Source organism: Micromonospora sp. MW-13, assembly GCF_003434305.1.
Taxonomy (GTDB): Bacteria; Actinomycetota; Actinomycetes; order Mycobacteriales; family Micromonosporaceae; genus Micromonospora.
Map to the genome: position 1 here is coordinate 52,090 of NZ_QKKX01000001.1, position 24,228 is coordinate 76,317.

A 24,228-nucleotide genomic window follows, 5' to 3' on the forward strand; every position below is an offset into this window, starting at 1 on the left:
CGGCGAGCCGGGTGCCCGTACCCTTGGGGCGTGTCCGCCGTGGATCTCGTCCTGCTCCTGCTCATGCTCGTGTTCGCGATCAGCGGATACCGTCAGGGCTTCGTCATCGGGGTGCTGTCGTTCTCCGGCTTCTTCGTGGGCGCGCTCGTCGGTCTCCAGGTCGGCCCGCTGCTGGCCCGGCAGTTCGTGGACAGCGGCGCCCGGGTGCTGATCTCCCTCGTCGCGGTCTTCGGGCTGGCCGTGGTGGGTCAGGCGCTGGCCGGCTGGCTCGGCTCACACCTGCGCCAGACGATCACCAGCGACGTCGGCAGGCGGGCCGACGACATCGGCGGGGCGGTCGTCTCACTCGTCGCCGTCATGCTGGTGGCCTGGCTGGTGGCCGTGCCGCTGGGCTCGTCGTCGCTGCCCTGGCTCGCCTCCTCGGTGCGCAACAGCGCGCTGCTCACCGTGGTCGACCGGGTGCTGCCGGACAAGGCGCAGGAGCTGTCCAACGCGCTGCGGGACACGGTGGACACGAACGGCTTCCCGGACGTCTTCGGCGACCTCGCGCCCACCCGGGCCCGGCAGGTCGATCCGCCCGACCCGGCGCTCGCCGGCTCCGAGGTGGTCGCCAACGGCCGGCGCTCGGTGGTCAAGGTGCTGGGCTCCGCGCCGAGCTGCGCCCGCCGCATCGAGGGCTCCGGCTTCGTGTACGCCGACGACCGGGTGATGACCAACGCGCACGTGGTGGCCGGCACCCGCTCGGTCGCCGTGGAGCTGGGCGGCGACCGGTACGACGGTGAGGTCGTCGTCTACGACCCCGACCGGGACCTGGCGGTGCTGCGGGTGCCGGGCCTGCCCGGCCCGTCCCTGCGCTTCGCCGCTGGCAACGCGGGCAGCGGGGCGGACGCGATCGTGCTGGGCTTCCCGCTGGACGGGCCGTACAACGCCCAGTCGGCCCGGGTGCGCGACGTCGACCGGATCACCGGTCCGGACATCTACTCCTCGGGCGACGTCACCCGGGAGATCTACACGATCCGGGCGCTGGTCCGCAGCGGCAACTCGGGCGGTCCGCTGCTCTCCTCGAACGGCCTGGTGCTCGGGGTGATCTTCGCGGCGGCGGCGGACGACCCGAACACCGGCTTCGCGGTGACCGCGGCCGAGGCCCGCCCGGTGGCGCTGGCCGGCGCCGAGCGCACCCGCCCGGTCGGCACCGGCGAGTGCACCTGACACGGCCCGTGGCTCCGGCCGCTACGCCGGCCCGCCCTCCGGCCCCGGCCGGCCCGCCTCGTCGGCCAGCTCGGGCTCGACGCCCTCGGTCGCGGGGTGCGACGGGCGGCGGCCCGTGCGGGCCCGCCAGGTGCGGAAGGCGGCCGTCGTGGCGGCCACCGTCGCAGCGCCCAGCAGCCAGCCGCCGATCACGTCGCTGGTCCAGTGCACGCCCAGCGCCACCCGGCTCACCCCGGTCAGGCCGGCGACCACGACGGCGGCGGCCCACAGCGCCCACCGGGCGGCGGGACGCTTCCGGGCGTACGGGAGGAAGATCAGCAGCAGCACCCCGGCGGCCAGGGTGGCGTTCAGCGCGTGCCCGGAGGGGAACGAGTAGCCGGCGGCCCGGGCCACCGGGTCGAGCAGGTCCGGCCGGTCCCGGCCGACCAGCAGCTTGAGCAGCGCGCCCAGTAGCCCGCCCACGGCCATCGTGGTGACCGCCCACCAGGCCAGCCGCAGGGCGCGCCGGTAGTACAGCCAGACCACCACGGCGAGCACGGCGACCCGCAGCGGCCCGGGGCCGAAGACGTTGGTCCAGCCGGTCATGAACCACACCCAGCCGGGATGGCCGAGGGCGTACCCGTGCAGGGCGTCCGTCACCGCGGCGTCCAGCCGGTGCAGCGGCGCCCAGGCGCCCAGCACCAGCAGGGCGAGCAGGGCGAACGGCACCAGGACCAGGAAGGCCGCAGTGGCGGCGAGGGTGAGCCGCAGCCCCAGCGACCGGTCCTGGTCGAGGCGGCGGGCCCGCCACGACGGGGACGCCGACGCGGGGGTGTGCTGACCGGGCGTGCTCATGCCGGATCCCTACCCAGCCGGGCACCGGAGCAGGCCGGCCGGCGCCGACGGAACCCGACGGTGGCGACCGGTCAGCGGACCGACCGGCGGAGGCGGCGGGCCACCAGCACGGCCCCGGTGGCCAGGGCGGCGAAGGCGGCGACGCTCGTCCAGAGCTGTCCCGGGTCGGAGCCGTCCGAGCCGCCGGCCGGCCGGGCCGTCCAGCGGGTCTGCTGGCGGGGCGCGGTGAAGCCGAGCGGGTCCGCGCCGGCGCCGGCGACCGGCTCCTCGGCGGTGCCGGGCGCCGGGCCGAAGCCCACCACACCGGGGGAGGTCTGGTCGTCGAGCGGGTTGCGCTGCACCGGCGGCACGGCGGCGGTGAGCGCGGCGACCGGGTCGACCACGCCGTACCCGAAGCGGTCGTCGCGGCCGGCGGGCCCGATGTCCCGTGCGGTGCTGATCAGACGGTTCACCACCTCGCCGGCGGACATCTGCGGCCAGTGGGCCCGGACCAGGGCGGCGGTGGCGGCGACGAGCGGGGCCGCGAAGCTGGTGCCCTGCACCCGCCAGTATCCGCCCGGCCGGGCCCCGACCAGGCCGGCGGCCGGCGCGGTGAGGACCGTGGCGTCGCCGGTGATCGAACCGGACCAGAGGTTGTCGCTGGCGCGTTCCAGGCCGGCGACGGCGATCACGCCCGGCTCCCGGGCCGGGTACCAGACCTTGGTGTCGGCGGACACGGCCAGGTTGCCGGTGCAGGCGACCACCACCACGTCCCGGACGAACGCGTAGTCCAGCGCCGCCGCCAGGGCGGGGCTGTCGCCGCTGCCGCCGAGGGACAGGTTGATCACCCGGGCGCCGTTGTCCACGGCCCACCGGACTCCCTTCGCGACGATCATCGCGTCGTCGTACCGGTTCTCGTCGTCGAGGACCCGCACCGGGAGGATCTTCGCGTCGGGGGCCAGCCCGACCGCGCCGCGCCTGTCGTCGTCGCGCCCGGCGATCAGGCCGGCCACCGTCGTGCCGTGCCCGACCGGGTCCGGGCCCTCGTCGGTGTCGCCGTCGTCGACCAGGTCGATGCCGGGCAGCACCTGACCGGTCAGGTCCGGGTGCGAACCGTCCACCCCGGAGTCGATCACCGCCACGGTCACGCCGCGCCCGGTCGAGGTGCGCCAGGCGGTCGACGCCCGCAGCTCGTCGAGCTGCCACTGCTCGTCGCGGACCTGGTCGGCCCGGGCCGGGGTGTCCACCGGCGACGCCCGCCAGGGCGCCGACCCGGCCGGCGGCGCGGCGAGCGCGGCGGGGCGGGCCGGCGCGGCGAGCGCCGGGGGCGGAACCGGACCGATGAGCGACACCGCGAGCGCCGTCGCGCCGAGCAGCGCGTGGCGGGTGAGCCGTCGCGCCGTCGTCGGACGGCCCTGCCGATCCCCAGTCACATTCCCAGCCATTCATCGCGGCGAACACATGCAGCTCGGAGATTACCGGTTCTTTCCTCCGTCACGCGCCGATCCGGCAACAGGTCACCGGGAGCGCCGCAGACGCGGGGGCGGTGCGGGCGTTCACTGCGGAGGGAGATGGGCGAGCTGGACCAGGCGTACGCCCTCCCGCCGGGTCACCAGCCGGGCCCGTCCGGGCGGGAGCGGGCCGGGCCGGACCTGGCCGACCAGCGGCCCCTCGTCCGGGCTGCCGGCCATCACCAGGCCCGGGGTGGACAGCTCGCGCAGCCGCTGGAGGAACTGGTCGTAGCCGCGGGTGGCGCCGCCGGCCCGGCGGGCCAGCACCAGGTGCAGGCCGATGTCCCGGGCCTGCGGCAGGTACTCCTCCAGCGCCCGCAGCGGGTTGACCGGCCCGCTGGCCACCAGGTCGTAGTCGTCGACCAGCACGAACAGCTCCGGCCCCGACCACCACGACCGCTCGCGTAGCTGGGCCGGGGTGATGTCCGGGCCGGGCAGCCGGCGCTGCATGTACCCGGCGGCCGACTCGATCAGCTCGGCGGTGCGGGCGGCGGCGGTGCCGTAGCCGATCCGGTGCTCCGTCTCGACGGCGCCGAGCAGGCTGCGCCGGTAGTCCACCAGGATCACCCGGGCCTGGGCGGGGGTGAACCGGCCCACGACGGTGGCGGCCAGCGCCCGCAGGAACGACGACTTGCCGCACTCGGCGTCCCCGAAGACCAGCAGGTGCGGCTCGGTGGCGAAGTCGAGCACCACCGGGCGCAGGTCCGCCTCGGCGATCCCGACCGGCACCGCCAGCCCGGTCGTGGCGGCCAGGTCCAGCTCCGCGTACGGCAGCACCGGCGGGAGCAGCCGGACCCGGGGCGCGACCGGCCCGGTCCAGGCCCCGGCGACCGCCTTCACCAGCGTGGCGGTCTCCCCGTCCGGCCCGGCCAGCCGGGGCAGCGCGGTGAGGAAGTGCAGGCCCTCGCCGGTCATGCCCCGGCCGGGCGCCTTGTCCGGCACCCCCGCCGCCGACGCCCGCCGGACCAGCAGCGAGTCCGACGGGTCGCCCAGGCGCAGCTCCAGGCGGGAGCCGAACAGGTCCCGGACGGCGGGGCGGAAGTCCGTCCAGCGCAGCGCGCTGGCCACCACGTGCAGCCCGTACGACAGCCCCCGGGTGGCCAGCTCGGTGACCAGGGGCTCCAGGTCGTCGTACTCGGTGCGCAGGGTGCCCCAGCCGTCCACCACGAGGAACACGTCGCCGAACGGGTCGGCGGCCGGCTGGCCGGCGGCGGCGAGGGCGGCCCGCCGCTGCCGGTACGCCGCCATCGACTCCACCCCCAGCTCGGCGAAGCGGCGCTCCCGGTCGGCCAGCAGGGTGGCCATCTCCCCGACGGTGCGCCGCACGGCGGTCGGGTCGGTCCGGCCGGACACCCCGCCGACGTGCGGCAGGTCGCGCAGCGCGGCCAGGCCCCCGCCGCCGAAGTCCAGGCAGTACACCTGCGCCTCGACCGGCGTGTGGGTCAGCGCCAGCGCGCAGACCAGGGTGCGGAGCAGGCCCGACTTGCCGCTCTGCGGACCGCCGACCACGCCGACGTGTCCGGCCGATCCGCCGAGGGTCAGCCAGAGCAGGTCCCGGCGCTGCTCGAACGGCTTGTCGACGACGGCCACCGGCACCTGGAGCGCGCCGTGCAGCTCCGGGTTGGCGGAGCCCAGCCCGCGCGCCGGGTCGGCGCCGACCGGCCCGAGCAGCTCGTCGAGGGTGGGTGCGACGTCCAGCGGCGGCAGCCACACCTGGTGCGCCGGCGGTCCCTGCCCGGCCAGCCGCCCCACCAGCACGTCGAGCAGGCTCGCGGCGCCGGGGTCCGCCTCGGCGGCGGCCGTCGGGGCGGGGACGGCCGGCTCCGGCACCGGCACCGCGTGGGTGGAGAAGGCGAGCAGGCGGGGCACGCCGGCCGCGCCGGGTCCCGCCGTGCCGTCGGGGCGGCGCAGCGCGCCGGAGACGTACGCGGCCTTGAAGCGCACCAAGGGCTCGGTGCCGAAGCGCAGGTAGCCGTGCCCCGGTGAGCGGGGCAGCTCGTGCGCGTCGGGCACCCCGAGGACCGTGCGCGACTCCAGCGCCGAGAAGGTGCGCAACCCGATCCGGTACGACAGGTGGGTGTCCAGGCCGCGCAGCCGCCCCTCCTCCAGCCGCTGGCTGGCCAGCAGCAGGTGCACCCCCAGCGACCGGCCCAGGCGGCCGATCTGCACGAACAGGTCGATGAAGTCCGGCTTGGCCGAGAGCAGCTCGGAGAACTCGTCGCAGATCAGCAGCAGCGACGGCAGCGGGGCCAGCGGGTTGCCGGCCGCCCGGGCCCGCTCGTAGTCGCGCAGGCTGGCGAAGTTCCCGGCCCGGCGCAGCAGCTCCTGGCGGCGGACCAGCTCCCCGTTGATCGCGTCGACCATCCGGTCGACCAGCGGCAGCGCGTCGGCCAGGTTGGTGATCACCGCGGCGGTGTGCGGCAGCCGGTCGAACGAGGCGAAGGTGGCTCCGCCCTTGAAGTCGACCAGCACGAAGTTGAGCTGCTCGGAGCTGTGCGTGGCGGCCAGCCCGAGGACCAGGGTGCGCAGCAGCTCGGACTTGCCGGAGCCGGTGGCCCCGATCAGCAGCCCGTGCGGGCCCATCCCGTCCTGGGCGGACTCCTTGAGGTCCAGCTCGATCGCCCCACCGTCGGTGCCCACCCCGATCGGCACCCGCAGCCGGTCCCGGGCCGACCTGGGCGTCCAGCCCTGCTCGGCGGTGAAGCCCTCCGGGTCGCCGATGCCGAGCAGCTCGGGCAGGCCCAGCTCGGCGTTGACCGGGGCGTCCGGCCCGCGTACGGCGGTGGCCAGCCGCAGCGGGGCCAGCCGGCGGGCGACCGCCTCCGCGTCGGCGGGCGCCAGCCCGTCGGCGGCGCCCACCTCGGCGTGCCCCTCGGCGGAGTGCGAGTGCAGCCGGCCGCCGCGCAGGTCGAGCAGGAGGGCGTACCGGTCGAGCAGGCGCGGCGGCGGGGTGTCCAGGTCGACGACGGTGACCGCGTCGATGCCGCCGTCGCCGACCAGGTCGGTGGCGCCGGTCAGGTCGCCGCCGTCGAGCACCACCACGACGTGCGGTCCGTCGGTCGCCGGGCCGGCCGGGCTGAACCGGGACCGGCTGGCCAGCACGTCGTCGAGGAGCCGCTCCAGCTCGGGGGCGGAGCTGGTGACCAGGCGGACCGGCCCGACGGCGTCGACGCGGGTGGGGTGGTGGGCGTGCGGCAGCCACTTGACCCACTCCCAGAGCGCCCGCCGCTCCGGCCCGGCGCAGACCGCGACCAGCAGCTCGTCCGGGGCGTGGAAGACCGCGAGCTGGGTGAGCAGGGCCCGGGCCAGCGCCTGGGCGTCGGGCGACCCGGTGCCGGGCCGGACCGCCCCGTCGGTGCCCTGGCGGGCCGGCTCGCCCCGGACGTGGACCCGGGCGAAGCTGCGCAGCGACAGCGCCACCGGCAGGTCCGGCACCACCGAGTACGCGTCCAGGAAGCGACGCAGCGCGCCGGCGGTCATCGGCTCCAGCTCCTCCAGCGGCCGGGTGACCGGAGGGACCAGCGGGGTGGCCAGGGTCTGCGGGCCGAGGCCCACCCGGACCACGGCGAAGTCCGGGTCGGCCGGCCGGCGCTCCCACACCCGGTGGCTGTCGACGGTCGACCAGAGCCGGGCCGGGTCGGGGTGCCGATAGTGCAGGCCGGCCCGCTGCTGCCCGGCGGTCTGCCGGACCCGGCGGCGCAGCGTGGTGAGGTGCCGCAGGTACTCCCGCCGGGCGGCCATCAGCTCCGACTTCTTCGGGGTGCCGGCGGCGCTGCCCCACGAGGTCACCAGCATCGCCACCGAGGAGAGCCCGAACATCCCGCCGACCACGTAGGAGTACGCCCCACCGCCCCGGCCGAACATCATCGCCATCGCGACCGTCCCGCCCAGCATCGGCAGCACCATCAGCGCCTGCTGCCAGCGGCTGCCGGTGCCGGCGGGGATCTCCGGTGGCGCCTCGACGGGCAGCTCGCCGAGCGGGATCTCCGGCGCCGGTCGCCGGGGCGGTCGCTTGATGACGACAGTGGACACTCGGCCTCCCCCACAGCGCTCGGTAACCCGAGCCTGGCTCATGGTAGGTAAAGTCCTTCCGTCCGCGCAGCCACCGTCCCCCTTCGATATGGAGATGCGCCGATGACATCCGGGCTGGCCCGTGTCACGATCAGCGCCCCCCGGCGCCGGGTCGACGTCGCCCTGCCGGAACAGGTCCCCCTCGGCGAGCTACTGCCCGAGGTGCTCCGGCACGCCGGCGACGGGCTGGCCGACGACGGGGAGCGGCACGGCGGCTGGGTGCTGCGCCGCACCGACGGCGCGGTGCTGCTCACGGCCCAGGCGCTGCTACCCCAGGGGGTCCGCGACGGCGAGGTGCTGCACCTGGTGCCGGCCCGCGCCGAGTGGCCCGAGCTGGAGTACGACGACGTGGTCGAAGCGATCGTCGACGGGGCCCGCCGCCGGGGTGCCGCCTGGTCGCCGGCCGCCACCCGGGCCGCAGCCCTGGCCGGGGCGGCCGTCCCGCTCGCCGTCGGGCTGCTCGCCGTGCTCGCCGCCGGGCCCGGGCACCGGACCGGCTGGCCCGTCACGGTCGCGGTGGCGCTGCTGCTCACCCTCGCCGGCACGGTCGCCTCCCGGGCGTACGGCGACGGCGTCACCGGCGCCACGCTGGGCGGCTACGCCCTGCCGTACGCCGCCGCGGCCGGCGCCCTCGCGGTCAGCTCGGGCGACCCGGTCGGCCCGGTCCCGCCGCTGCGTTGGCTGGGCGCCCCCGAACTGCTGGCCGGCGCGGTGGCGCTGCTGCTGGTGGCGGTGCTCGGCCTGCTCGGGGTGGCCAGCCGGGTCCGCGTCTTCGTGGCCGGCGCGACCGTCGGGGCGGCCGGCGCGCTCGCCGCGCTCGGCGGGCTGGCGCTGCCGGCCGAGGGCGCCGCGGCGGTGCTGGTCTGCGTCCTGGTCTTCGCGTTGGGCGGGCTGCCGCTGCTGGCCATCCGGCTGGGCAAGCTGCCGCTTCCGCCGATCACCCTGCCCGGCGACGGTGGCCCCGGCGCCGAGGCCGCCCGGGACCTGCCCGACCGGGCCCGGGTGCACGCCGCCGTGGCCCGGACCGAGGAGATCCTCACCGGGATGCTGCTCGGGCACGCCGTGCTGGCGGCCGGGGCGGCGGCGGTGCTCGCCGCGACGGGCGGGGTCGCCGGCCGGCTGCTGGCGGCGGTCGCCTCCGCCGTGCTGCTGCTGCGCTCCCGGCTCTTCGTGGCGCTGCGCCACCGGGTGCCCCCGGTGGCCGCCGGGCTGGCCGGGGCCACCCTGCTCGGCGGGGTGCTCGCCGTGGGCGCCGGTCCGGCCGGGGGGCTGTCACTGGCCGTCGGCGGGCTGGTCGTGGCCCTGGTCGCCGTGGCCGCCGGCACCACGTACGCCCGGCGGCCCGTGTCGCCGTACGTCGGTCGGCTGGCCGACCTGACCGACACCGCGCTGGTGGTATCCGTGGTGCCGGTGGCCTGCGCCGTGCTCGACCTGTACGAACGGGCCCGGGGGCTGCTCGGCTGAGCGGCCACCGGGCCCGTCGACGTCGGGTGGGTCAGTGCGCGGGCTCGCCGCGCTCCTCGGCCTCCCGGGCGCGCCGGTACGACGCGTGGATCTCGGCCTCGGCCTCGACCCGGCCGACCCAGGTCGCGCCCTCGACCGACTTGCCGGGCTCCAGGTCCTTGTACACCTCGAAGAAGTGCTGGATCTCCAGCCGGTCGAACTCGCCCAGGTGGTGGATGTCGCGCAGGTGCTCCTGGCGCGGGTCCTCGTAGGGCACGCAGAGGACCTTGTCGTCCCCGCCCTTCTCGTCGGTCATCCGGAACATGCCGATGGTGCGGCAGCGGATCAGGCAGCCGGGAAAGGTCGGCTCGGGGACCAGCACGAGCGCGTCCAGCGGGTCGCCGTCCTCGCCCAGGGTGCCCTCGATGAACCCGTAGTCCGCCGGATACTGCGTGGACGTGAAGAGGGTACGGTCCAGCCTGATCCGGCCGGTCGCGTGGTCCACCTCGTACTTGTTGCGGTGACCCTTGGGGATCTCAACCGTGACGTCGAAATCCATCTCCCACGCTCCTCGTCTGCCCACGCTGGCTAACGGAAACCAGTGGCGCCGCTCTCCGGGCAGAGTGAATACCCACCCGCCCGCTCCGGCCGCCGCATAGTCTTCGGACCGAAGTAGTGTCACCCAAGCTGTTTTCCACGCGGGGAGGAGGGGGTCGTGGGGAGGGAAGATTCACACTACCGCCCGGAGGGGGTCGACGGGCGGAAGGGCGGACATCCGCGCTCCGGGGGCGCGACCGGCCGGGTCCCGGTGCCCGAGGCGCACGTCCCCCGTACCCCCGCGCCGCCCCCCGCCGACGAGGTGGACCCCGACGCCACGGCCCGGCTCACCGGGACCGGGGAGCGGCCCCCGCCGCCCGTGTGGCGACCCCCGGCCCGGCCGTCCGCGGCCGACCGGTTCCCGGACCCGGATCCGGCCTCCCCGGCCGCCGGCCCGGACGCCCCGGCGCCGGCCGCCACGCCGGAACCGGCCGGTGAGCCGCCGGCCGGGCCGCCCCCGGGGTACGACCGGTCGCCGGCCCGCCGCCGACGCCTTCCAGTGGCCGTGCTGGCCGTGGTGCTGCTGCTCGCCCTGGTCGGGGCCGGGCTGGCGGTGGTCCGGCCCGGTCCGGTCGCCGGCTGGCTCGGTGCGGACCGGCCCAACCCGCGGACGACCGCCGAGGCCGCCGAGCCGGAGCCGGTCCCGGTGCTCGCCGGCCCGGACGCCAACGCCCCCGAGCCCACCCCGGACGGGGTACGCGCCGCCCTCGAACCGCTGCTGCGGGCCCCCGAACTGGGCAGCCGGGTCAACGTGTCGGTGGCCGACGTGACGACGGGCCGGTCGCTCTATGCGCGGGGCGGCGACGACGGCACCGTCCCCGCCTCGGTGACCAAGCTGGCCACCGCCGTCACCGTGCTGGAGGCCCGCGGGCCCGACCACCGCATCCCCACCCGGGCGGTGGCCGGCGCGAACCCGGGCGAGGTGGTCCTCGTCGGCGGCGGCGACCCGACCCTCGCGGTCGACGGCGACGGGTTCTATCCCGACGCGGCCCGCCTCGACGACCTGGCCAGGCAGGTCAAGCAGGCGCTCGGCGGCACCGCGCCGACCCGGGTCACCGTCGACTCCTCGCTGTTCCCGGGCCCGGTGTACGGCCCCGGCTGGGACCCGGACATCCCCACCGGTGGGTTCGGCGCGGCGATCAGCGCGCTGATGACCGACGGCGCGCGCCGGGACCCGCGGACCGCGAAGAAGAACTTCGACGCCAGCCACGGCTGGGCGGAGCGGGCCGCACAGCCGGACCTGGCGGCCGGCCGCGCCTTCGCCGGGCTGCTCGGGCTCACCGGGGCCGCCGCCGAGGTGAAGCGGGGTACCGCCCCGGCCGCCGGCGCGGCCCCGTCCGCCGCGGCTCCCGCGCCCGGCGCCGAACTGGGCAAGGTCGAGTCGCTACCGATGATCCGACTGGTCGACCTGATGATCACCGACAGCGACAACGTGATCGCCGAGGCGATGGCCCGGCAGGTCGCGCTGGCCCGCGACCAGCCGGCGTCCTTCGTAGGCGGGGCGGCGGCGATGGACATCGTGATCGGCGAGTTGGGCCTGTCGGCCGACGAGATCACCCTCTCCGACGGCAGCGGGCTGTCCCGGAGCAACCGGATCAGCCCGTCGCTGCTGACCGACCTCATCGCGCTCGCCGGCAACGGCACCCACCCGGAGTTGGCCGCCATCTTCGGCGGCCTGCCGGTCGCCGCCTGGTCGGGCACCCTCGGCGGGCGGTACCAGGTGCCGGCCACGGCGGCCGGGGCCGGCGTGGTCCGGGCCAAGACCGGCACGCTGACCCGGGTGCACGCCATCGCCGGGCTGGTCACCACCGCCGACGGCCGGCTGCTCACGTTCGCCGTGCTCACCGACCAGGTGCCGCCCGACTCGCTCGACGACACCCGGCGGGCCCTCGACCGGATCACCTCCGCGCTGGCCCGCTGCGGCTGCCGCTGAGCCGGCCGGGACCCCTTTTGCGGGGTCATGTCCTGTCCTCGGCGAAAGGTGGGGGTGTTCCGGCGCGGGTACGGTGGGTGCATGGCGCAGTTCGTGGACTGGGATCTGGCCGCCGCGACCGCGGGGGCGTTGAGCAAGTCGGGGCCCCGGGTGTCGTACGCCGAGGCCACCGAGGTGGTCTCCGACCTGCGGCGGCTGACCGACGAGGCGGCCGGGCACGTGGCCGACTACACCGGGCTCCGTTCGCAGGTGGCGCACCCGCCGGTACGGGTGGTGGACCGGCGGGACTGGGCGGCGACCAACATCGCCGGTCTCCGCGAGGTGATCACCCCGCTGGTCGGCCGGCTCGCCGGCGACAAGCAACCCGGCCCGCTCACCGAGGCGATCGGCTCCCGGGTCACCGGGGTCCAGGCCGGCACCGTGCTGGCGTACCTGTCGGGCCGGGTCCTGGGCCAGTACGAGGTCTTCTCCGCCGAGCCCGGCCAGTTGCTGCTGGTCGCGCCGAACATCGTCGAGGTGGAGCGGAAGCTGGAGGCCGACCCGCGTGACTTCCGGCTCTGGGTGTGCCTGCACGAGGTGACCCACCGCACCCAGTTCACGTCGGTGCCCTGGATGCGGGCCTACTTCCTCGGCGAGGTGCAGGCCTTCGTGGACGCCTCGCAGGGCGGCGAGCACCTCGTCGAGCGGCTGCGCCGGGGGGTGGCCACCCTATCCGACGCGGTCAGGGACCCGGAGAGCCGGGCCAGCGTGCTGGACATCGTGCAGACTCCCGCCCAGCGGGCCGTGCTCGACCGGCTCACCGCGCTGATGACCCTGCTGGAGGGGCACGCCGAGTTCGTGATGGACGGCGTCGGCCCGCAGGTCATCCCCAGCGTCGAGCGGATCCGGGCCGGGTTCAACCGGCGCCGGGAGACGGGCAACCCGCTGGAGAAGGCGATCCGCCGGCTGCTGGGCGTCGACGTCAAGATGCGCCAGTACGCCGAGGGCCGCAAGTTCGTCCACGGCGTCGTCGAGCGGGTCGGCATGGAGGGCTTCAACAAGATCTTCGGCTCCCCGTTGACCCTGCCCCGGCTGGAGGAACTGGGCGACCCGGACGCCTGGGTCGCCCGGGTGCACGGGCCGACCGGCGCCACCCCGACCGTCGGCTGACCGTACGCCGATGGCCGCGCTCGCCCCGCCGGTCGCCGCGATCCGGCTCGCCGTCCGCCGCGCGCTGACCGGGCTGGCCGGGGACGGGCCGGTGCTGGTCGCCTGCTCGGGCGGGGCCGACTCGCTCGCCCTGGCCGCCGCCACGGCGTTCGTCGCGCCCCGGCTCGGCCGGCGGGCCGGGCTCGTCACCGTCGACCACGCCCTCCAGGCCGGCTCCGACCGGCGGGCCGCCGCCGTGGCGGCCTGGGCCGGCGGGGCCGGGCTCGCGCCGGCCGAGGCGGTACGCGTCGACGTCGCCGGCCGCCCCGGCGGGCCGGAGGCCGCCGCCCGCCAGGCGCGCTACGAGGCGCTGGCCGAGGCGGCCCGGCGGCACGGGGCGGCGGCGCTGCTCACCGGGCACACCCGCGACGACCAGGCGGAGACGGTACTGCTCGCGCTGGCCCGGGGCGCCGGCCCCCGTGGGCTGGCCGGGATGCCGCCCCGGCGGGACCTGTCCGGGGTGCCGCTGCTGCGCCCCCTGCTCGACGTGACCCGGGAGCAGACCCGCAAGGCGTGCGCCGCGCTCGGGCTGACCCCGTGGGAGGACCCGCACAACACCGATCCCTCGTACGCCCGGGCCCGGGTCCGGGCCGACGTGCTGCCCGCGCTGGTCCGGGCGCTCGGCCCCGCCGTGCTGGACAACCTCGCCCGGACGGCCCGCCTGGTGGCCGCCGACACCGCCGCCCTCGACGAGCTGGCCGCCGCCGCCCTGACCGGCGCGGCGGGGGTGCGGGACCCCGCCGGCGGGCTGGCGGTGCCGGCGCTGGCGGGGCTCGCCCCGGCGGTCCGGACCCGGGTGCTGCACGCCTGGGCGCGGGAGCTGGGCGCGGCGCCCGCCGCGCTGTCCCATCGGCACGTCGCCGCGCTGGACGCGCTGGTCACCGACTGGCGGGGACAGGGCGCGACCCACCTGCCCGGCGGCATCCGGGTGGTCCGCCGCGCCGGCCGGCTCACCGCCGCCCCGACCGGCTGACCGGCTCGCCTGGCGGGCTCGCCGGGCTCTCCCGTCGGGGGCCGGGCACCGTCGGCATCGGCCCGTCGCCGGCGCGCATGATCGACTCCAGGTCAGTGACAAGACGGTCTCGGCAACGGCGGGACGGGCCAGGTCACCGACATCGAGTGGATCGTGCTGGTGCTGGTGCTGGCCGACGGCGTGATCCGGCACCTCTTGGCCACCGCGTCCTCCGGGCCGCCGGCGACGGGGATCAGCCGGTCGTGGCGCGGTCGCGGAAGGTGGCCCGGTAGGCGTGCGGGGTGGTGCCCAGCCGGCGGGTGAAGTGGTGGCGCAGGGCCGCCGCGTCGCCGAAGCCGGCCCGGCCAGCCACGCCCTCCACGCTCAGGCCGGTCTCCTCCAGCAGCCGCCGGGCCAGCAACACCCGCTGGTTGGTCAGCCAGTCGTGCGGCGTGGTGCCGGTCTCGGCGCGGAACCGGCGGGCGAAGGTGCGCGGCGTCATCCCGGCCCGGGCGGCCAGGCCGTCGATGGTGACGGGGCGGTCCAGGTGACCCATCAGCCACGCCAGCACCGGTTCCAGGGTGGGTGCCTCGGGGGCCTTCGGGATGGGGGCCTCGATGTACTGGGACTGGCCGCCGTCGCGGTGCGGCGGGACGACCATCCGACGGGCCAGCCGGGTGGCGATGGCCGAGCCGTGCTCCTGGCGTACCAGGTGGAGGCAGGCGTCGATGCCGGCGGCCGTACCGGCACTGGTCAGCAGGTTGCCGTCGGCCACGTAGAGCGAGTTGCACCGGACCCGGGCCCGGGGGTTGCGGCGCTGCAACTCGTCGACGTACCGCCAGTGGGTGGTGCACTCCCGGTCGTCGAGCAGCCCGGCCGCACCGAGCAGGAACGCCCCGGAGCAGACGCTCAGCACGTACGCGCCGCGGGCGTCGGCCCGGCGCAGTGCCGCCAGCACCGCCGGCGGCACGTCCGCGCCACCGCTGTGCGCGGGCACCGCGACCAGATCGGCCTCCTCGACGGGGGCGAGGTCGGCGTGCGGGATCAGGTGGAAGCCGGAGGCGGTACGCACCGGCGCGCCGTCCGCCGAACTGACGGTGAACCGGTAGCCGGGGAAACCGTCGGCGGTCCGGTCGGTGCCGAACACCTCGGCGAGCACCCCCAGCTCGAACGCGGCAACCTGGTCCAGGGCGACGACGGCGACGGAGCGGAGCATGTGACGAGGGTAACCGCACGGGTGGCAGGAAATCGAGGCTCAGTGGCATTCCTGCCACTGTCCGGCCCGGGGAGGACCGCGCAGACTGGTTCCAGTCCGGTGCGCACCGGCGGCGAGAACATCCGAAACCCCGCGAAAGCGAGCGCCGCCATGGGATTCCTGCTGCTTCTGCTCTTCCTGCTCCTCCTCGTCGCCGCCTCGGTCTCCGGCCTCGCCGCCGACACCCGGGACTCGGCCGACTGGAAGCCCACCGACGAGGGCCGCCGGTGGCGATCCAGTATCTACTGACCCGGTTCGCGCCGGATGTGGAGAAAATCCCGGGCGGGACCGCGCCGAAAGGGGCGGCCCCGCCGACGGAGGGCATCCGGCGTACGGCAGGCTAGGAGTCATGGCTGACGGCTCCTGGTACGACGCCGACATCGACCACGTGATCATTTCCGAGGCGCAGATCCGCGAGAAGACGGCGGAGCTGGCCAAGCAGGTCTCGGCTGACTACGCCGGCGTCGATGGGCTCCTACTCGTCTGCGTGCTCAAGGGCGCGGTCATGTTCATGGCCGACTTCGCCCGCGCGCTGGGCCGGCAGGGTCCGCCCGCCGAACTGGACTTCATGGCCATCTCGTCGTACGGCCAGGGCACCACCTCCTCCGGCGTGGTGCGCATCCTCAAGGACCTGGACCGCGACATCGCCGGACGGCACGTCGTGGTCGTCGAGGACATCGTCGACTCCGGGCTGACCCTCTCCTGGCTGCTGCGCTACCTGGAGTCGCGCTCGGCGGCCAGCGTCGAGGTCGTCGCCCTGTTCCGCAAGCCGGACGCGGTCAAGGTCCCGGTGCCGGTGAAGTACGTCGGGTTCGACATCCCGACCGAGTTCGTCGTCGGCTATGGCCTGGACTTCGGCGAGCGGTACCGCGAGCTGCCCTACGTCGGCGTGCTCAAGCCCGAGGTCTACGCCCGGGCGTGAGCCCGGGCGAGGCCCGCTCGCATCGGCACCTGTCAAGCGGACGTTCAGCGCGCTCTCAGCTGATCGGTCTACGGTAGGGGTCGGTGGTGTGGAGGCTCCTCCACGCCCGGCCCTTCGACCCGCGTGACCGGGCGGTCGGATGACCGGGTGCGGAACTCCCGCCACGCCGGCTGAAACCCGGTTCGCCTTACGCGTAACTGCTGGGCTCGCAAGCTCACATGTCGCGCGCACGGTGTACCGTCGAGTGACCGTGGCGCGGCAGTTGCGCGCCCCGGGGTCGAGGCCGGCCCGCACGGCGGCTCCGGCCGCCGCCTCGGCGGCGACAAGCCATCAGACGGTCAGGACGTCGATCAGGAGGATGCGGGCGCCTCGGCGCTCGACGACAGCATGGAACGTACGCGTTTCTTCCGCCGACCGGTGGTCTGGATCATCCTGGTCATCCTCGGCGCCGTTGTGCTCAGTCAGCTGTTCACCGCTGGTCCCAGCTACCACCGCGTGGACACTTCCGTTGCGCTCGACCAGCTGCACACCGCCAAGATCAAGAAGGCGGTATTCCAGGACAAGGAGCAGACGCTCCAACTCGACCTGGAGAACAAGACCAAGTTCGGTGACACCAGCACCGACCGGATCGAGGCCCAGTTCCCGTACGAGGTGGGCGGCCAGGTCTGGAACGAGGTCCTCGACGCCAAGGCGGCCAACCGGATCACCGGCCCGGCCGACACCAAGGTGTCGTCCGACAGCGTCTGGGTGAGCCTGCTGGTCAACCTGCTTCCCATCGCGCTGCTCGTGCTCCTGCTGCTGTTCTTCATGTCGCAGATGCAGGGCGGCGGCTCCCGGGTGCTCAACTTCGGCAAGTCCAAGGCGAAGATGATCACCAAGGACACCCCGAAGACGACCTTCGCGGACGTCGCGGGCGCCGAGGAGGCCGTCGAGGAACTGCACGAGATCAAGGACTTCCTGCAGAACCCGGCGAAGTACCAGGCCCTGGGTGCCAAGATCCCGAAGGGCGTGCTGCTCTTCGGCCCGCCCGGTACCGGTAAGACGCTGCTCGCCCGCGCCGTCGCCGGCGAGGCCGGGGTGCCGTTCTACTCGATCTCCGGCTCCGACTTCGTCGAGATGTTCGTCGGCGTCGGCGCCAGCCGGGTCCGCGACCTGTTCGAGCAGGCCAAGTCCAACGCCCCGGCGATCGTCTTCGTCGACGAGATCGACGCCGTCGGCCGGCACCGTGGCGCCGGCATGGGCGGCGGCCACGACGAGCGCGAGCAGACCCTCAACCAGCTCCTGGTCGAGATGGACGGCTTCGACACCAAGGGCGGGGTCATCCTGATCGCCGCCACCAACCGGCCGGACATCCTCGACCCGGCGCTGCTGCGCCCGGGCCGGTTCGACCGGCAGATCCCGGTGGACGCCCCCGACATGGAGGGCCGCAAGGCCATCCTGCGGGTGCACGCCAAGGGCAAGCCGTTCGCCCCCGACGTCGACCTCGACGCGGTGGCCCGGCGGACCCCCGGCTTCAGCGGCGCCGACCTGGCCAACGTGATCAACGAGTCCGCGTTGCTCACCGCCCGCAAGGACCAGCGGGCGATCAGCAACGACTCCCTGGAGGAGTCGATCGACCGGGTGATCGCCGGTCCGCAGCGCCGGACCCGGGTGATGGGCGACCAAGAGAAGAAGATCACCGCGTACCACGAGGCCGGGCACGCGCTGGTCGCCTGGGCGCTGCCGCACGCCGCGCCGGTGCACAAGGTGACGATCCTGTCCCGTGGCCGCTCACTGGGCCACACCCTGGTGCTGCCCACCGAGGACAAGTACACCCAGACCCGCGCCGAGATGGTCGACACCCTGGCGTACGCGCTGGGCGGCCGGGCCGCCGAGGAACTGGTGTTCCACGAGCCGACCACCGGCGCCGGCAACGACATCGAGAAGGCCACCGGGCTGGCCCGCGCGATGATCACCCAGTACGGCATGAGCTCCAAGCTCGGTGCGATCAAGTACGGCACCAGCGGGGATGAGCCGTTCCTCGGCCGCAACATGGGCCACGAGCGGGACTACTCCGACACGGTGGCCGCCGAGATCGACAGCGAGATGCGGGCGCTGATCGAGTTGGCCCACGACGAGGCATGGGAGATCCTGGTGGAGTACCGGGACGTCCTGGACAGCATCGTGCTCGAACTGATCGAGAAGGAGACCCTCTCCACGGCCGACATGGCCCGGATCGCTGGCCGGGTGGTGAAGCGTCCGCCGATGGCCCCGTACAACGGCTTCGGCAAGCGCCAGCCCTCCACCGAGCCCCCGGTGCTCACCCCGACCGAGAAGGACGCGCTCAAGGCGCAGGCCCAGGCCGACGGCGCGGCTGTCAGCGGCGGCACGCCCAGCTCGAACAACTCGGACGGTACGCACTGAGCACCGACCCGAAGATCGGTCCCGAGGTCCCCACCCAGGGAGCCTCGTCGACCGAGCCCGACACCGACGGGCTGGACTACCTCGCCGCGCGCCTGGTCAACGGCAAGTTGACCGGGCGCCCGGTCGAGGAGGCCGTCGACCTGGCCCGGATCGAGAAGGCGGTCCGCGAGATCCTGATCGCGGTAGGGGAGGACCCCGACCGCGACGGTCTGGTCAAGACCCCGGCCCGGGTCGCCCGCGCGTACGCCGAGCTCTTCGCCGGCCTGCGGGTCGACCCGGCGCAAGTGCTCAGCACCACCTTCGAGGCAAACCACGAGGAGTTGGTGCTCGTCCGGGACATCGACATGATGAGCCTGTGCGAGCATCACCTGCTCCCGTTCCGCGGCAGCGCCCACATCGGCTACATCCCCGGGCCGGACGGCCGGATCACCGGGCTGTCCAAGCTGGCCCGGCTGGTCGAGGTCTTCGCCCGCCGGCCCCAGGTGCAGGAGCGGCTCACCTCGCAGATCGCCGACCTGCTGATGAGCAGGCTGGCCCCGCGCGGCGTCGTGGTGGTGCTCGAATGCGAGCACATGTGCATGGCGATGCGCGGCATCCAGAAGTCCGGGGCGAAGACGATCACCTCGGCGGTGCGTGGCACGCTCCAGCACGACGCGAAGTCCCGGGCCGAGGCGATGGCGCTGATCATCCCCCGCTGACCGCGGGATTCCCAGGCGGACGACGCCGGGTCGGGCCGCACCCGACCCGGCGTCGCCGTCTCCGCCGAGGCTTCCGGGAGTGCCGATCCGTCGATCCGCCGGGGTGCCGGGGTGCCGGGGTGCCGGACGGATCAGCCGGCCAGCATCGCCAGCACGAGCCCCGCCGTGGTCGACACCGCCGGGACGAGGCAGACCAGGGCGCCCCACCGGGGGGTCCGGTCCAACCGGCCACCGGTCGCCGGATCCGGTGCCGCCCCGCCGAACAGCCGGCCGACAGCGAGCCAGCCGGCGACGAAGGCCGCCGCCGGCATCGGCACCCCGCAGACCAGCGCGACCAGGCTCGCCGGGCCGGTGCCGGCGGCCAGGAAGAGCACCACCTGGAGCAGCGGTACGACCAGCGCCAACGGCCCGTACACCAGCAGGTTGCGGACCCGCGGCGGCCAGGCCGCCGGGCGGAGCGGGCCGCGCGCGGCCAGCACGCCGTCCGCCGCGTCCGCCCAGCCCCGGGCCGCCCGCAGCGCCGTCAGCACCGCCGACGGCCCACCCGCCATGCCCCGGGCCGCCTCCGTCAGCTCGGGCGGCGACGGCATCAGCACCATCGGGGGTACGCCCAGTTCCCGTAGCCGGGATCGCTGCGGTGCGAGCCGCTCGCGTACCGTGGTCAGTTCCTCCCGGGCGGCCCGGACCGCGCGGGCCTGCTCCGTCGCGGCGGTCGCCGCGCCCCGGCGCACCCCGTCGAGCTGCCGGGCCGCGGCGACGTACTCCGTCCAGGCGGTCGTGGCGTCGGCGGGCCGGGGCGGCGCGGGATCGGCACCGGACCGCTGCCTGACCGGTGCGGCAATTGCCGCACCGGCGATGCTGGTCGGCTCCAGGCTCATGCGCCCTCCCCGGTCCCCGCCGCGACGTCGGCCCTGTTGCCGGCCCCGGCCCCGCTTCGGGCTTCGTCCGCGGTGTCGGTCCCGCTTCCGGCCTTGGCCGCGGTGTCGGTCCCGCCTCCGGCCTTGGCCGCGGCGTCGGCCCCGCTTCCGGCCTTGGCCACGGCGTTGGCCCCGTTTTCGGAGTCGGTCCTGTTCGCCCCAGGGCCGGTCCCGGTTCCGGGAGCGGCCTCCGCCGAGGGCTCGGCGAACGGCACCAGGAGGATGCCCCGCTCCTCCGGGCCGTCCCAGAGCACGGCCCGGTCCCTGCGGGGACGCCACTGCACCGGGCGGCCGAACACCGCCGCGAGCTGGGTCCCCGGCACACCCACCGCCACGACGGCAGCGAGCTTGTCGAGCTCGTCCTCGGCCTGGACGACCGCCGTGAACGGCGGCACCGTGCGCCACCAGCCGAGCAGATGTCGGCCGAGCGGCGGGCCCTCCCGCAGCAGGGTCCGCAGCCGGTCCGGCGGCAACTCCTCCGGGGCGGGTCCGTCGAGACCGAAGACCACCAGGTAGCCAGGCTCGTCGACGTCCAGCGCGGCGAGCAGGCCCGGCAGCCCGACCCGGTCCACCCGGTGCTGGCCGGCGAGGTCGGTGGCGAGCGCATCGGCCACCCGGGCCGGATCGGCGCCGAGCGTGGCCACGATGAACCGTCCCGTGCCGGGCTGGTGGTGCGCGGCGACGCTGCGGGCCGCGGTCGCGAGCAGCGCGGCGGCCTCCGCCCCCGGGCCCAAGACGGCGATGTTGCGGCCGGCGGCCGGGCCGATCGGTACCGCCACCGTCGAGCGGGACAGATCCACCGCACGGCCGAGCAGGGCGGCTGGGCCGCGGGCCCGGCCCGCGAAGGCGGCCCGGTAGCGGGGGTCGTTGCGCAGCAGCGGACGCGCCCAGCCGGCGAAGACGACCGGGGGCGCGGACCGCTCCGCCCGGCCCTCCCAGAGCCGGTGCCGCAGCTCCGCGATGCTCTCCGGAACCCCGTGCGGATCGGGGAACCGGACCATCCGCTCGTGCCCCCGGATCGCGCCCCGGGGCCCGCCGAGCCCGCCCGCCGTGTTCACCACCGCGCTGCCCACCGGCAGGCCGGCGGCCGCGTCGTTGCTCGGCTCCAGCACCGGGCCGCCGCCGGCCAGCGCCACCCGCACCGGGAACTGCCCGAGCATCGAGTCGCGGGTCGTCGGCCCACCGGCGATCCCGAGGTCGCCCTCCCCGGCCAGGACCAGGTGGACGCCGTACGCCCGGCCCGTTCGTGCCAGGGTGTCCAACCGGGCCGCCGCCTCGGCGGCCAGCCGGTCCCGGTCGGCGAGGAGCAGCGGGAGATTGTCGATCACGCACACCACCCGGGGCAGGGACTGGTGCTCCCGCAGGGCGGTGAACCGCTGCCCGCCGGCACGCTGCCCGGCCTCCTCCCGGCGTCGGGCCTCGGCGGCCAGCTCGCCGAGGAGATCCAGGACGTACTCCCGGTCGGCGGCCATCCCCGCCGTACGGACCTGGGGCACCCAGGACCGGTCCCGCTCGGTCTGGAGGAACTCCGCGAACGACTCACCGTCGCCGAGGTCCGCCAGGTGCAGGACCAGCTCGTCCGGGCTGTACCGGGCGGAGAGACCGAGCAGCACGTTGGTGAGGAAGGCGGCCCGGCCTGCGGCGGATCGACCGCTGACCAGCCAGTGGGGCGTCAGCTCGGTGAAGCCGACAGTGACCGGCCGGCCGCCGGCGTCCCCGACCGTGGTGGCGATCCCGTCCGCCGAGCTGGCCGCCCACAGTGGCTCGTCCGGGTCGGGCAGCAGGTCGGCCAGGCTGAGCCGGGAGCCGGCCTCCACCTCCTCGGCGAGCCGCCGGCAGACGTCATCGACCAGTTCCGGGGGCGGATCGTCGTCGACGAAGACGGGCGAGTTGAGCCCCCCGGGCGGCTCCGCGCCCGGCCCGGCGAACGAGGTGCTGGGCGGGTCGCCCAACAGCGCGTACGCGTTGCGCACGGACAGCGGGGTGGCCTGCGGCAGGGGGGCGCGGGTCGCGTACGGGCCGGCCGGGGGCCAGCCCGCCACCACGAGGTGCAGCCCGGCGGCAGGGCCCTGCTCGGCCAGCGCCTCGATTCGGCCGAGGTCCGTCGGCCCGGTCAGCTCGGGTAGCGCGGCGACGACCAGCAGCAGCGTACGGTCGTGGCGGCGCGGTCGGCCGGTGCCCGGAGCCACCCACTGTTCCGCCTCGGTGAGCACCGCCCGCAGCCCGGCGACGTCCACCGCCGGCGGAGGCAGTAGCCCGGCGTCCGCGAGCGCCGCGAACGGCGCGAACGTGCCCGGGGGCGCTGCGGCCGGTCCGGCGCCGCCGTCCGCGCCGGTACGGAGCGCGTCGCCGGTGCGGGTGTCGGCGGCACGGAGCGCGGCGCCGGCACGGGGCGCATCGGCGGTGGGGACCGCGTCGACCGCGCGGACCAGCAGGCAGCCGGCCGGCGTCGCGGCGAGCAGCCGCAGCAGGACCGCCCGGAGCAGCCCGGCCACCCGCGGGTCACGGGCGTCGGTGTCGATCGCCAGGTGTCCGGTGCCGAGCAGCGGCACCAGCGCGGGGAAGCGCGCGTCCTCCAGCGGGGCGGCGGCACCGACCCGGACGAACGCCGGTGGCGCCTCGCCCGAGGGCGTCTCCGCGGCGACCGTCTCCAGCGGTGCCCCCGCCCAGCCGGGCGCCAGCAGGGCCGCCGCGCTGCGGAGTCGGTCCGCCAGCTCGTACTGCCGGCGCTGGTCGGCCGGCGCGGGCCGGGTCTCGTCCAGGACGCCGGCCGCCGCGGCGGCCGTCGCCTCCGCCCTCCGGTACAGGGCAGCGGCGCGGTTGGTGCGTGTCCTCGGACCGACCACCGCGTCCACCCCTCTTCCCGAGGCTGGCAACCCCTCCCCGCGCAGTGACCGTATCCCAGGTCCGCGCCCTCCTCCGGGATGCGCCCCGGCGGTGCGTCCACGTGCCAGGTGATTACCGGCACGGCACTTCCCGGTGATGCGGGACGGTTCCTCGCCCGAGGGCTGACCGGTCCCTCATCCCGGGCGCGGCCACGCCCCCGTGCCCCGGCAATCGGGCGCAGCGGACCGGGTCGGTCGTGTCCCGGTCACGATCGGTGGCATCCGGGGCATTGGGTACGAGGCGTCCAGCCGATAGCCTCAAGGGGTGGAATCAGTGCAGCCCTCCGCCGGTTCCCAGGTCTCCCGCGTACCGGCGCAGCGGACCCCGCCGGAGCAACTGGCACCCCCGTCCGGGATGCCGGCGCCGGCCCGCCCGCCGCGTCGGTTGCGCACCTTCCTCACCGTGGTCGCCGGAGTGGTCGGCCTGCTCCTGCTCGGTGGCGTGGCGACCGCCTTCGTCCTGTACCAACGTGCCACCACCCCGGACCGCAGCGCACCCGACGTCGTGGTCGTCAATTATCTTCAGGCCCTGCTCGTCAAGCGTGACCAGAACCGAGCGACGCTCTTCACCTGCGGTGACCGAATGCCCGCGGTCGAGGCATTCCGGGACCAGATCCTCGCCAAGGAGGAGGAGCTAAGTGTCTCAATATCAGTAAATATTGAGAATCTCGTAGTTTCTAAAAGCGGCTCGTCGAACGCGATTGTAGACGCGGTGATCAGGAGAAGCGCCCAGGTAGATGGAGTGCAGCAGAGTCTCACCGACAACTGGCGCTTCGAATTGTCCGAGCGGGAAGGATGGCGCGTTTGCTCCGCACATCCCAGCTGACGGCTATTCGATCCAGAGCAGGTGGACTGGGACCTCCAGGGTTGTCGGGGCCTGCCCCCGCCAGGCCCAGCGGTACCATTCCAACTCGGGAGTGACCCGAACGCAGATGTCCCCGTCTGTGCCCGAGTAGGTCTCGGTCACCGCACGTAGGTCCCGTTGCTCGCCGGTGTCCGTGGCGTGCACGATCCGGCGTCCGGCGACGGCGCCAGCCTCGAACACAGGGGTCGGGGCACGGTGGGTCGGCGCGTCCAGGGACACCAGGTGGGCGTCGGATCCCTGAGACGCTCCGCCGCCCTGCCGGGTCCCGACGGTCTCCACCCAGACCCGCTCGACCGGCACGAGTGGGGCGAACACCTCGACCTGCTCGGACTCGGCGCGGTACCACTCCTGCTCCGAAATGACCGGTACGTATGTGCGGCTGTTCTGTACCACCCGCTCGTCGGCGCGCAGGTCGCCGCGCCAACCGAGGCCCGGTAGTCCGATCAGGACCCGCCGGCCGCGCAGGTCGACCCGGGTGGTCGCGGGCACGATCTCGATCGGACGGGGGGGCAGCGGAGCCCAGTCGGGCTGGTCGGCGAAGGGGTCGGGGAAAGGCCCGGTCATGT

General features: G+C 75.3%; 17 protein-coding genes and 1 pseudogene. 10 read left to right on the forward strand and 8 right to left on the reverse strand.

Translation table 11 applies throughout. The features are described 5' to 3' along the window. Nucleotides 1-30: 30 nt before the first annotated feature. The gene (locus tag C5N14_RS00260; RefSeq protein ID WP_117664764.1) at nucleotides 31-1,209 is read left to right on the forward strand and encodes a MarP family serine protease; all 1,179 of its coding nucleotides are present in this window, start codon (nucleotides 31-33) and stop codon (nucleotides 1,207-1,209) included. A gap of 21 nt (nucleotides 1,210-1,230) precedes the next feature. Here the strand turns inward: C5N14_RS00260 and C5N14_RS00265 are convergent, their stop codons facing one another. The 3 genes from C5N14_RS00265 to eccCa form a co-directional block, all read right to left on the reverse strand. Further along, nucleotides 1,231-2,043 carry a phosphatase PAP2 family protein gene (locus tag C5N14_RS00265; RefSeq protein WP_117664765.1) on the reverse strand — a complete coding sequence of 271 codons (813 nt, stop codon included), beginning with the start codon at nucleotides 2,041-2,043 and terminating at the stop codon, nucleotides 1,231-1,233. 71 nt (nucleotides 2,044-2,114) lie between these two features. Next, entirely contained in the window at nucleotides 2,115-3,467 is a 1,353-nt protein-coding gene (gene mycP / locus C5N14_RS00270) for a type VII secretion-associated serine protease mycosin (RefSeq protein ID WP_117664766.1), read from the reverse strand. A gap of 111 nt (nucleotides 3,468-3,578) precedes the next feature. After that, a complete protein-coding gene (gene eccCa, locus C5N14_RS00275; RefSeq protein WP_117664767.1) occupies nucleotides 3,579-7,565 on the reverse strand; it encodes a type VII secretion protein EccCa in 3,987 nt (1,328 codons plus the stop codon). Nucleotides 7,566-7,667: 102 nt separating this feature from the next. Here eccCa and eccD point away from each other — a divergent pair, with 102 nt between their 5' ends. After that, the gene (gene eccD / locus C5N14_RS00280) at nucleotides 7,668-9,068 is read left to right on the forward strand and encodes a type VII secretion integral membrane protein EccD (protein WP_117664768.1); all 1,401 of its coding nucleotides are present in this window, start codon (nucleotides 7,668-7,670) and stop codon (nucleotides 9,066-9,068) included. Nucleotides 9,069-9,099: 31 nt separating this feature from the next. On the opposite strand, the gene C5N14_RS00285 is transcribed toward eccD, so the two are convergent. After that, nucleotides 9,100-9,606 carry an inorganic diphosphatase gene (locus tag C5N14_RS00285; RefSeq protein ID WP_117664769.1) on the reverse strand — a complete coding sequence of 169 codons (507 nt, stop codon included), beginning with the start codon at nucleotides 9,604-9,606 and terminating at the stop codon, nucleotides 9,100-9,102. A 537-nt stretch (nucleotides 9,607-10,143) separates the two neighbouring features. Between C5N14_RS00285 and dacB the strand changes: the two genes are divergently transcribed. From dacB to tilS, 3 genes are all read left to right on the forward strand, one after another. Beyond that, the gene (gene dacB / locus C5N14_RS00290) at nucleotides 10,144-11,577 is read left to right on the forward strand and encodes a D-alanyl-D-alanine carboxypeptidase/D-alanyl-D-alanine-endopeptidase (RefSeq protein ID WP_243639021.1); all 1,434 of its coding nucleotides are present in this window, start codon (nucleotides 10,144-10,146) and stop codon (nucleotides 11,575-11,577) included. 81 nt (nucleotides 11,578-11,658) lie between these two features. Then, nucleotides 11,659-12,726, forward strand: coding sequence for a zinc-dependent metalloprotease (locus C5N14_RS00295; RefSeq protein WP_117664771.1), 1,068 nt, complete (start codon nucleotides 11,659-11,661; stop codon nucleotides 12,724-12,726). Nucleotides 12,727-12,736: 10 nt separating this feature from the next. Next, complete coding sequence (tilS, locus tag C5N14_RS00300; protein WP_117664772.1) at nucleotides 12,737-13,738, forward strand: tRNA lysidine(34) synthetase TilS; 1,002 nt, start codon at nucleotides 12,737-12,739, stop codon at nucleotides 13,736-13,738. Between the two features lie 232 nt (nucleotides 13,739-13,970). Here the strand turns inward: tilS and C5N14_RS00305 are convergent, their stop codons facing one another. Then, nucleotides 13,971-14,933, reverse strand: coding sequence for a GlxA family transcriptional regulator (locus C5N14_RS00305; RefSeq protein WP_117664773.1), 963 nt, complete (start codon nucleotides 14,931-14,933; stop codon nucleotides 13,971-13,973). 150 nt (nucleotides 14,934-15,083) lie between these two features. On the opposite strand from C5N14_RS00305, the gene C5N14_RS31910 reads away from it, so the two are divergent. The 4 genes from C5N14_RS31910 to folE all read left to right on the forward strand — a co-directional run bounded on the left by C5N14_RS31910 (nucleotide 15,084) and on the right by folE (nucleotide 18,995). Then, nucleotides 15,084-15,221 (forward strand): hypothetical protein, encoded by a 138-nt coding sequence (locus tag C5N14_RS31910; protein WP_165878005.1) that lies wholly within the window; start codon nucleotides 15,084-15,086, stop codon nucleotides 15,219-15,221. Between the two features lie 100 nt (nucleotides 15,222-15,321). Continuing rightward, nucleotides 15,322-15,894, forward strand: coding sequence for a hypoxanthine phosphoribosyltransferase (hpt, locus tag C5N14_RS00315; RefSeq protein ID WP_117664775.1), 573 nt, complete (start codon nucleotides 15,322-15,324; stop codon nucleotides 15,892-15,894). 387 nt (nucleotides 15,895-16,281) lie between these two features. Next, complete coding sequence (ftsH, locus tag C5N14_RS00320; RefSeq protein ID WP_117664776.1) at nucleotides 16,282-18,297, forward strand: ATP-dependent zinc metalloprotease FtsH; 2,016 nt, start codon at nucleotides 16,282-16,284, stop codon at nucleotides 18,295-18,297. A gap of 71 nt (nucleotides 18,298-18,368) precedes the next feature. Continuing rightward, on the forward strand, nucleotides 18,369-18,995 hold the full coding sequence (gene folE / locus C5N14_RS00325) for a GTP cyclohydrolase I FolE (RefSeq protein WP_117664934.1): 627 nt from the start codon (nucleotides 18,369-18,371) through the stop codon (nucleotides 18,993-18,995). Between the two features lie 131 nt (nucleotides 18,996-19,126). Here the strand turns inward: folE and C5N14_RS00330 are convergent, their stop codons facing one another. Together C5N14_RS00330 and C5N14_RS00335 are read right to left on the reverse strand one after the other, a co-directional pair. Beyond that, entirely contained in the window at nucleotides 19,127-19,873 is a 747-nt protein-coding gene (locus tag C5N14_RS00330) for a hypothetical protein (RefSeq protein WP_243639010.1), read from the reverse strand. Nucleotides 19,874-20,103: 230 nt separating this feature from the next. Beyond that, a pseudogene (locus C5N14_RS00335) lies at nucleotides 20,104-22,767 on the reverse strand (FtsK/SpoIIIE domain-containing protein); the annotation flags it as partial. 304 nt (nucleotides 22,768-23,071) lie between these two features. On the opposite strand from C5N14_RS00335, the gene C5N14_RS00340 reads away from it, so the two are divergent. After that, a complete protein-coding gene (locus tag C5N14_RS00340; RefSeq protein ID WP_117664777.1) occupies nucleotides 23,072-23,623 on the forward strand; it encodes a hypothetical protein in 552 nt (183 codons plus the stop codon). A gap of 3 nt (nucleotides 23,624-23,626) precedes the next feature. Here the strand turns inward: C5N14_RS00340 and C5N14_RS00345 are convergent, their stop codons facing one another. Continuing rightward, nucleotides 23,627-24,226: a hypothetical protein gene (locus tag C5N14_RS00345; protein WP_117664778.1), complete on the reverse strand. Its 600-nt coding sequence runs from the start codon at nucleotides 24,224-24,226 to the stop codon at nucleotides 23,627-23,629. Nucleotides 24,227-24,228: the final 2 nt, after the last annotated feature.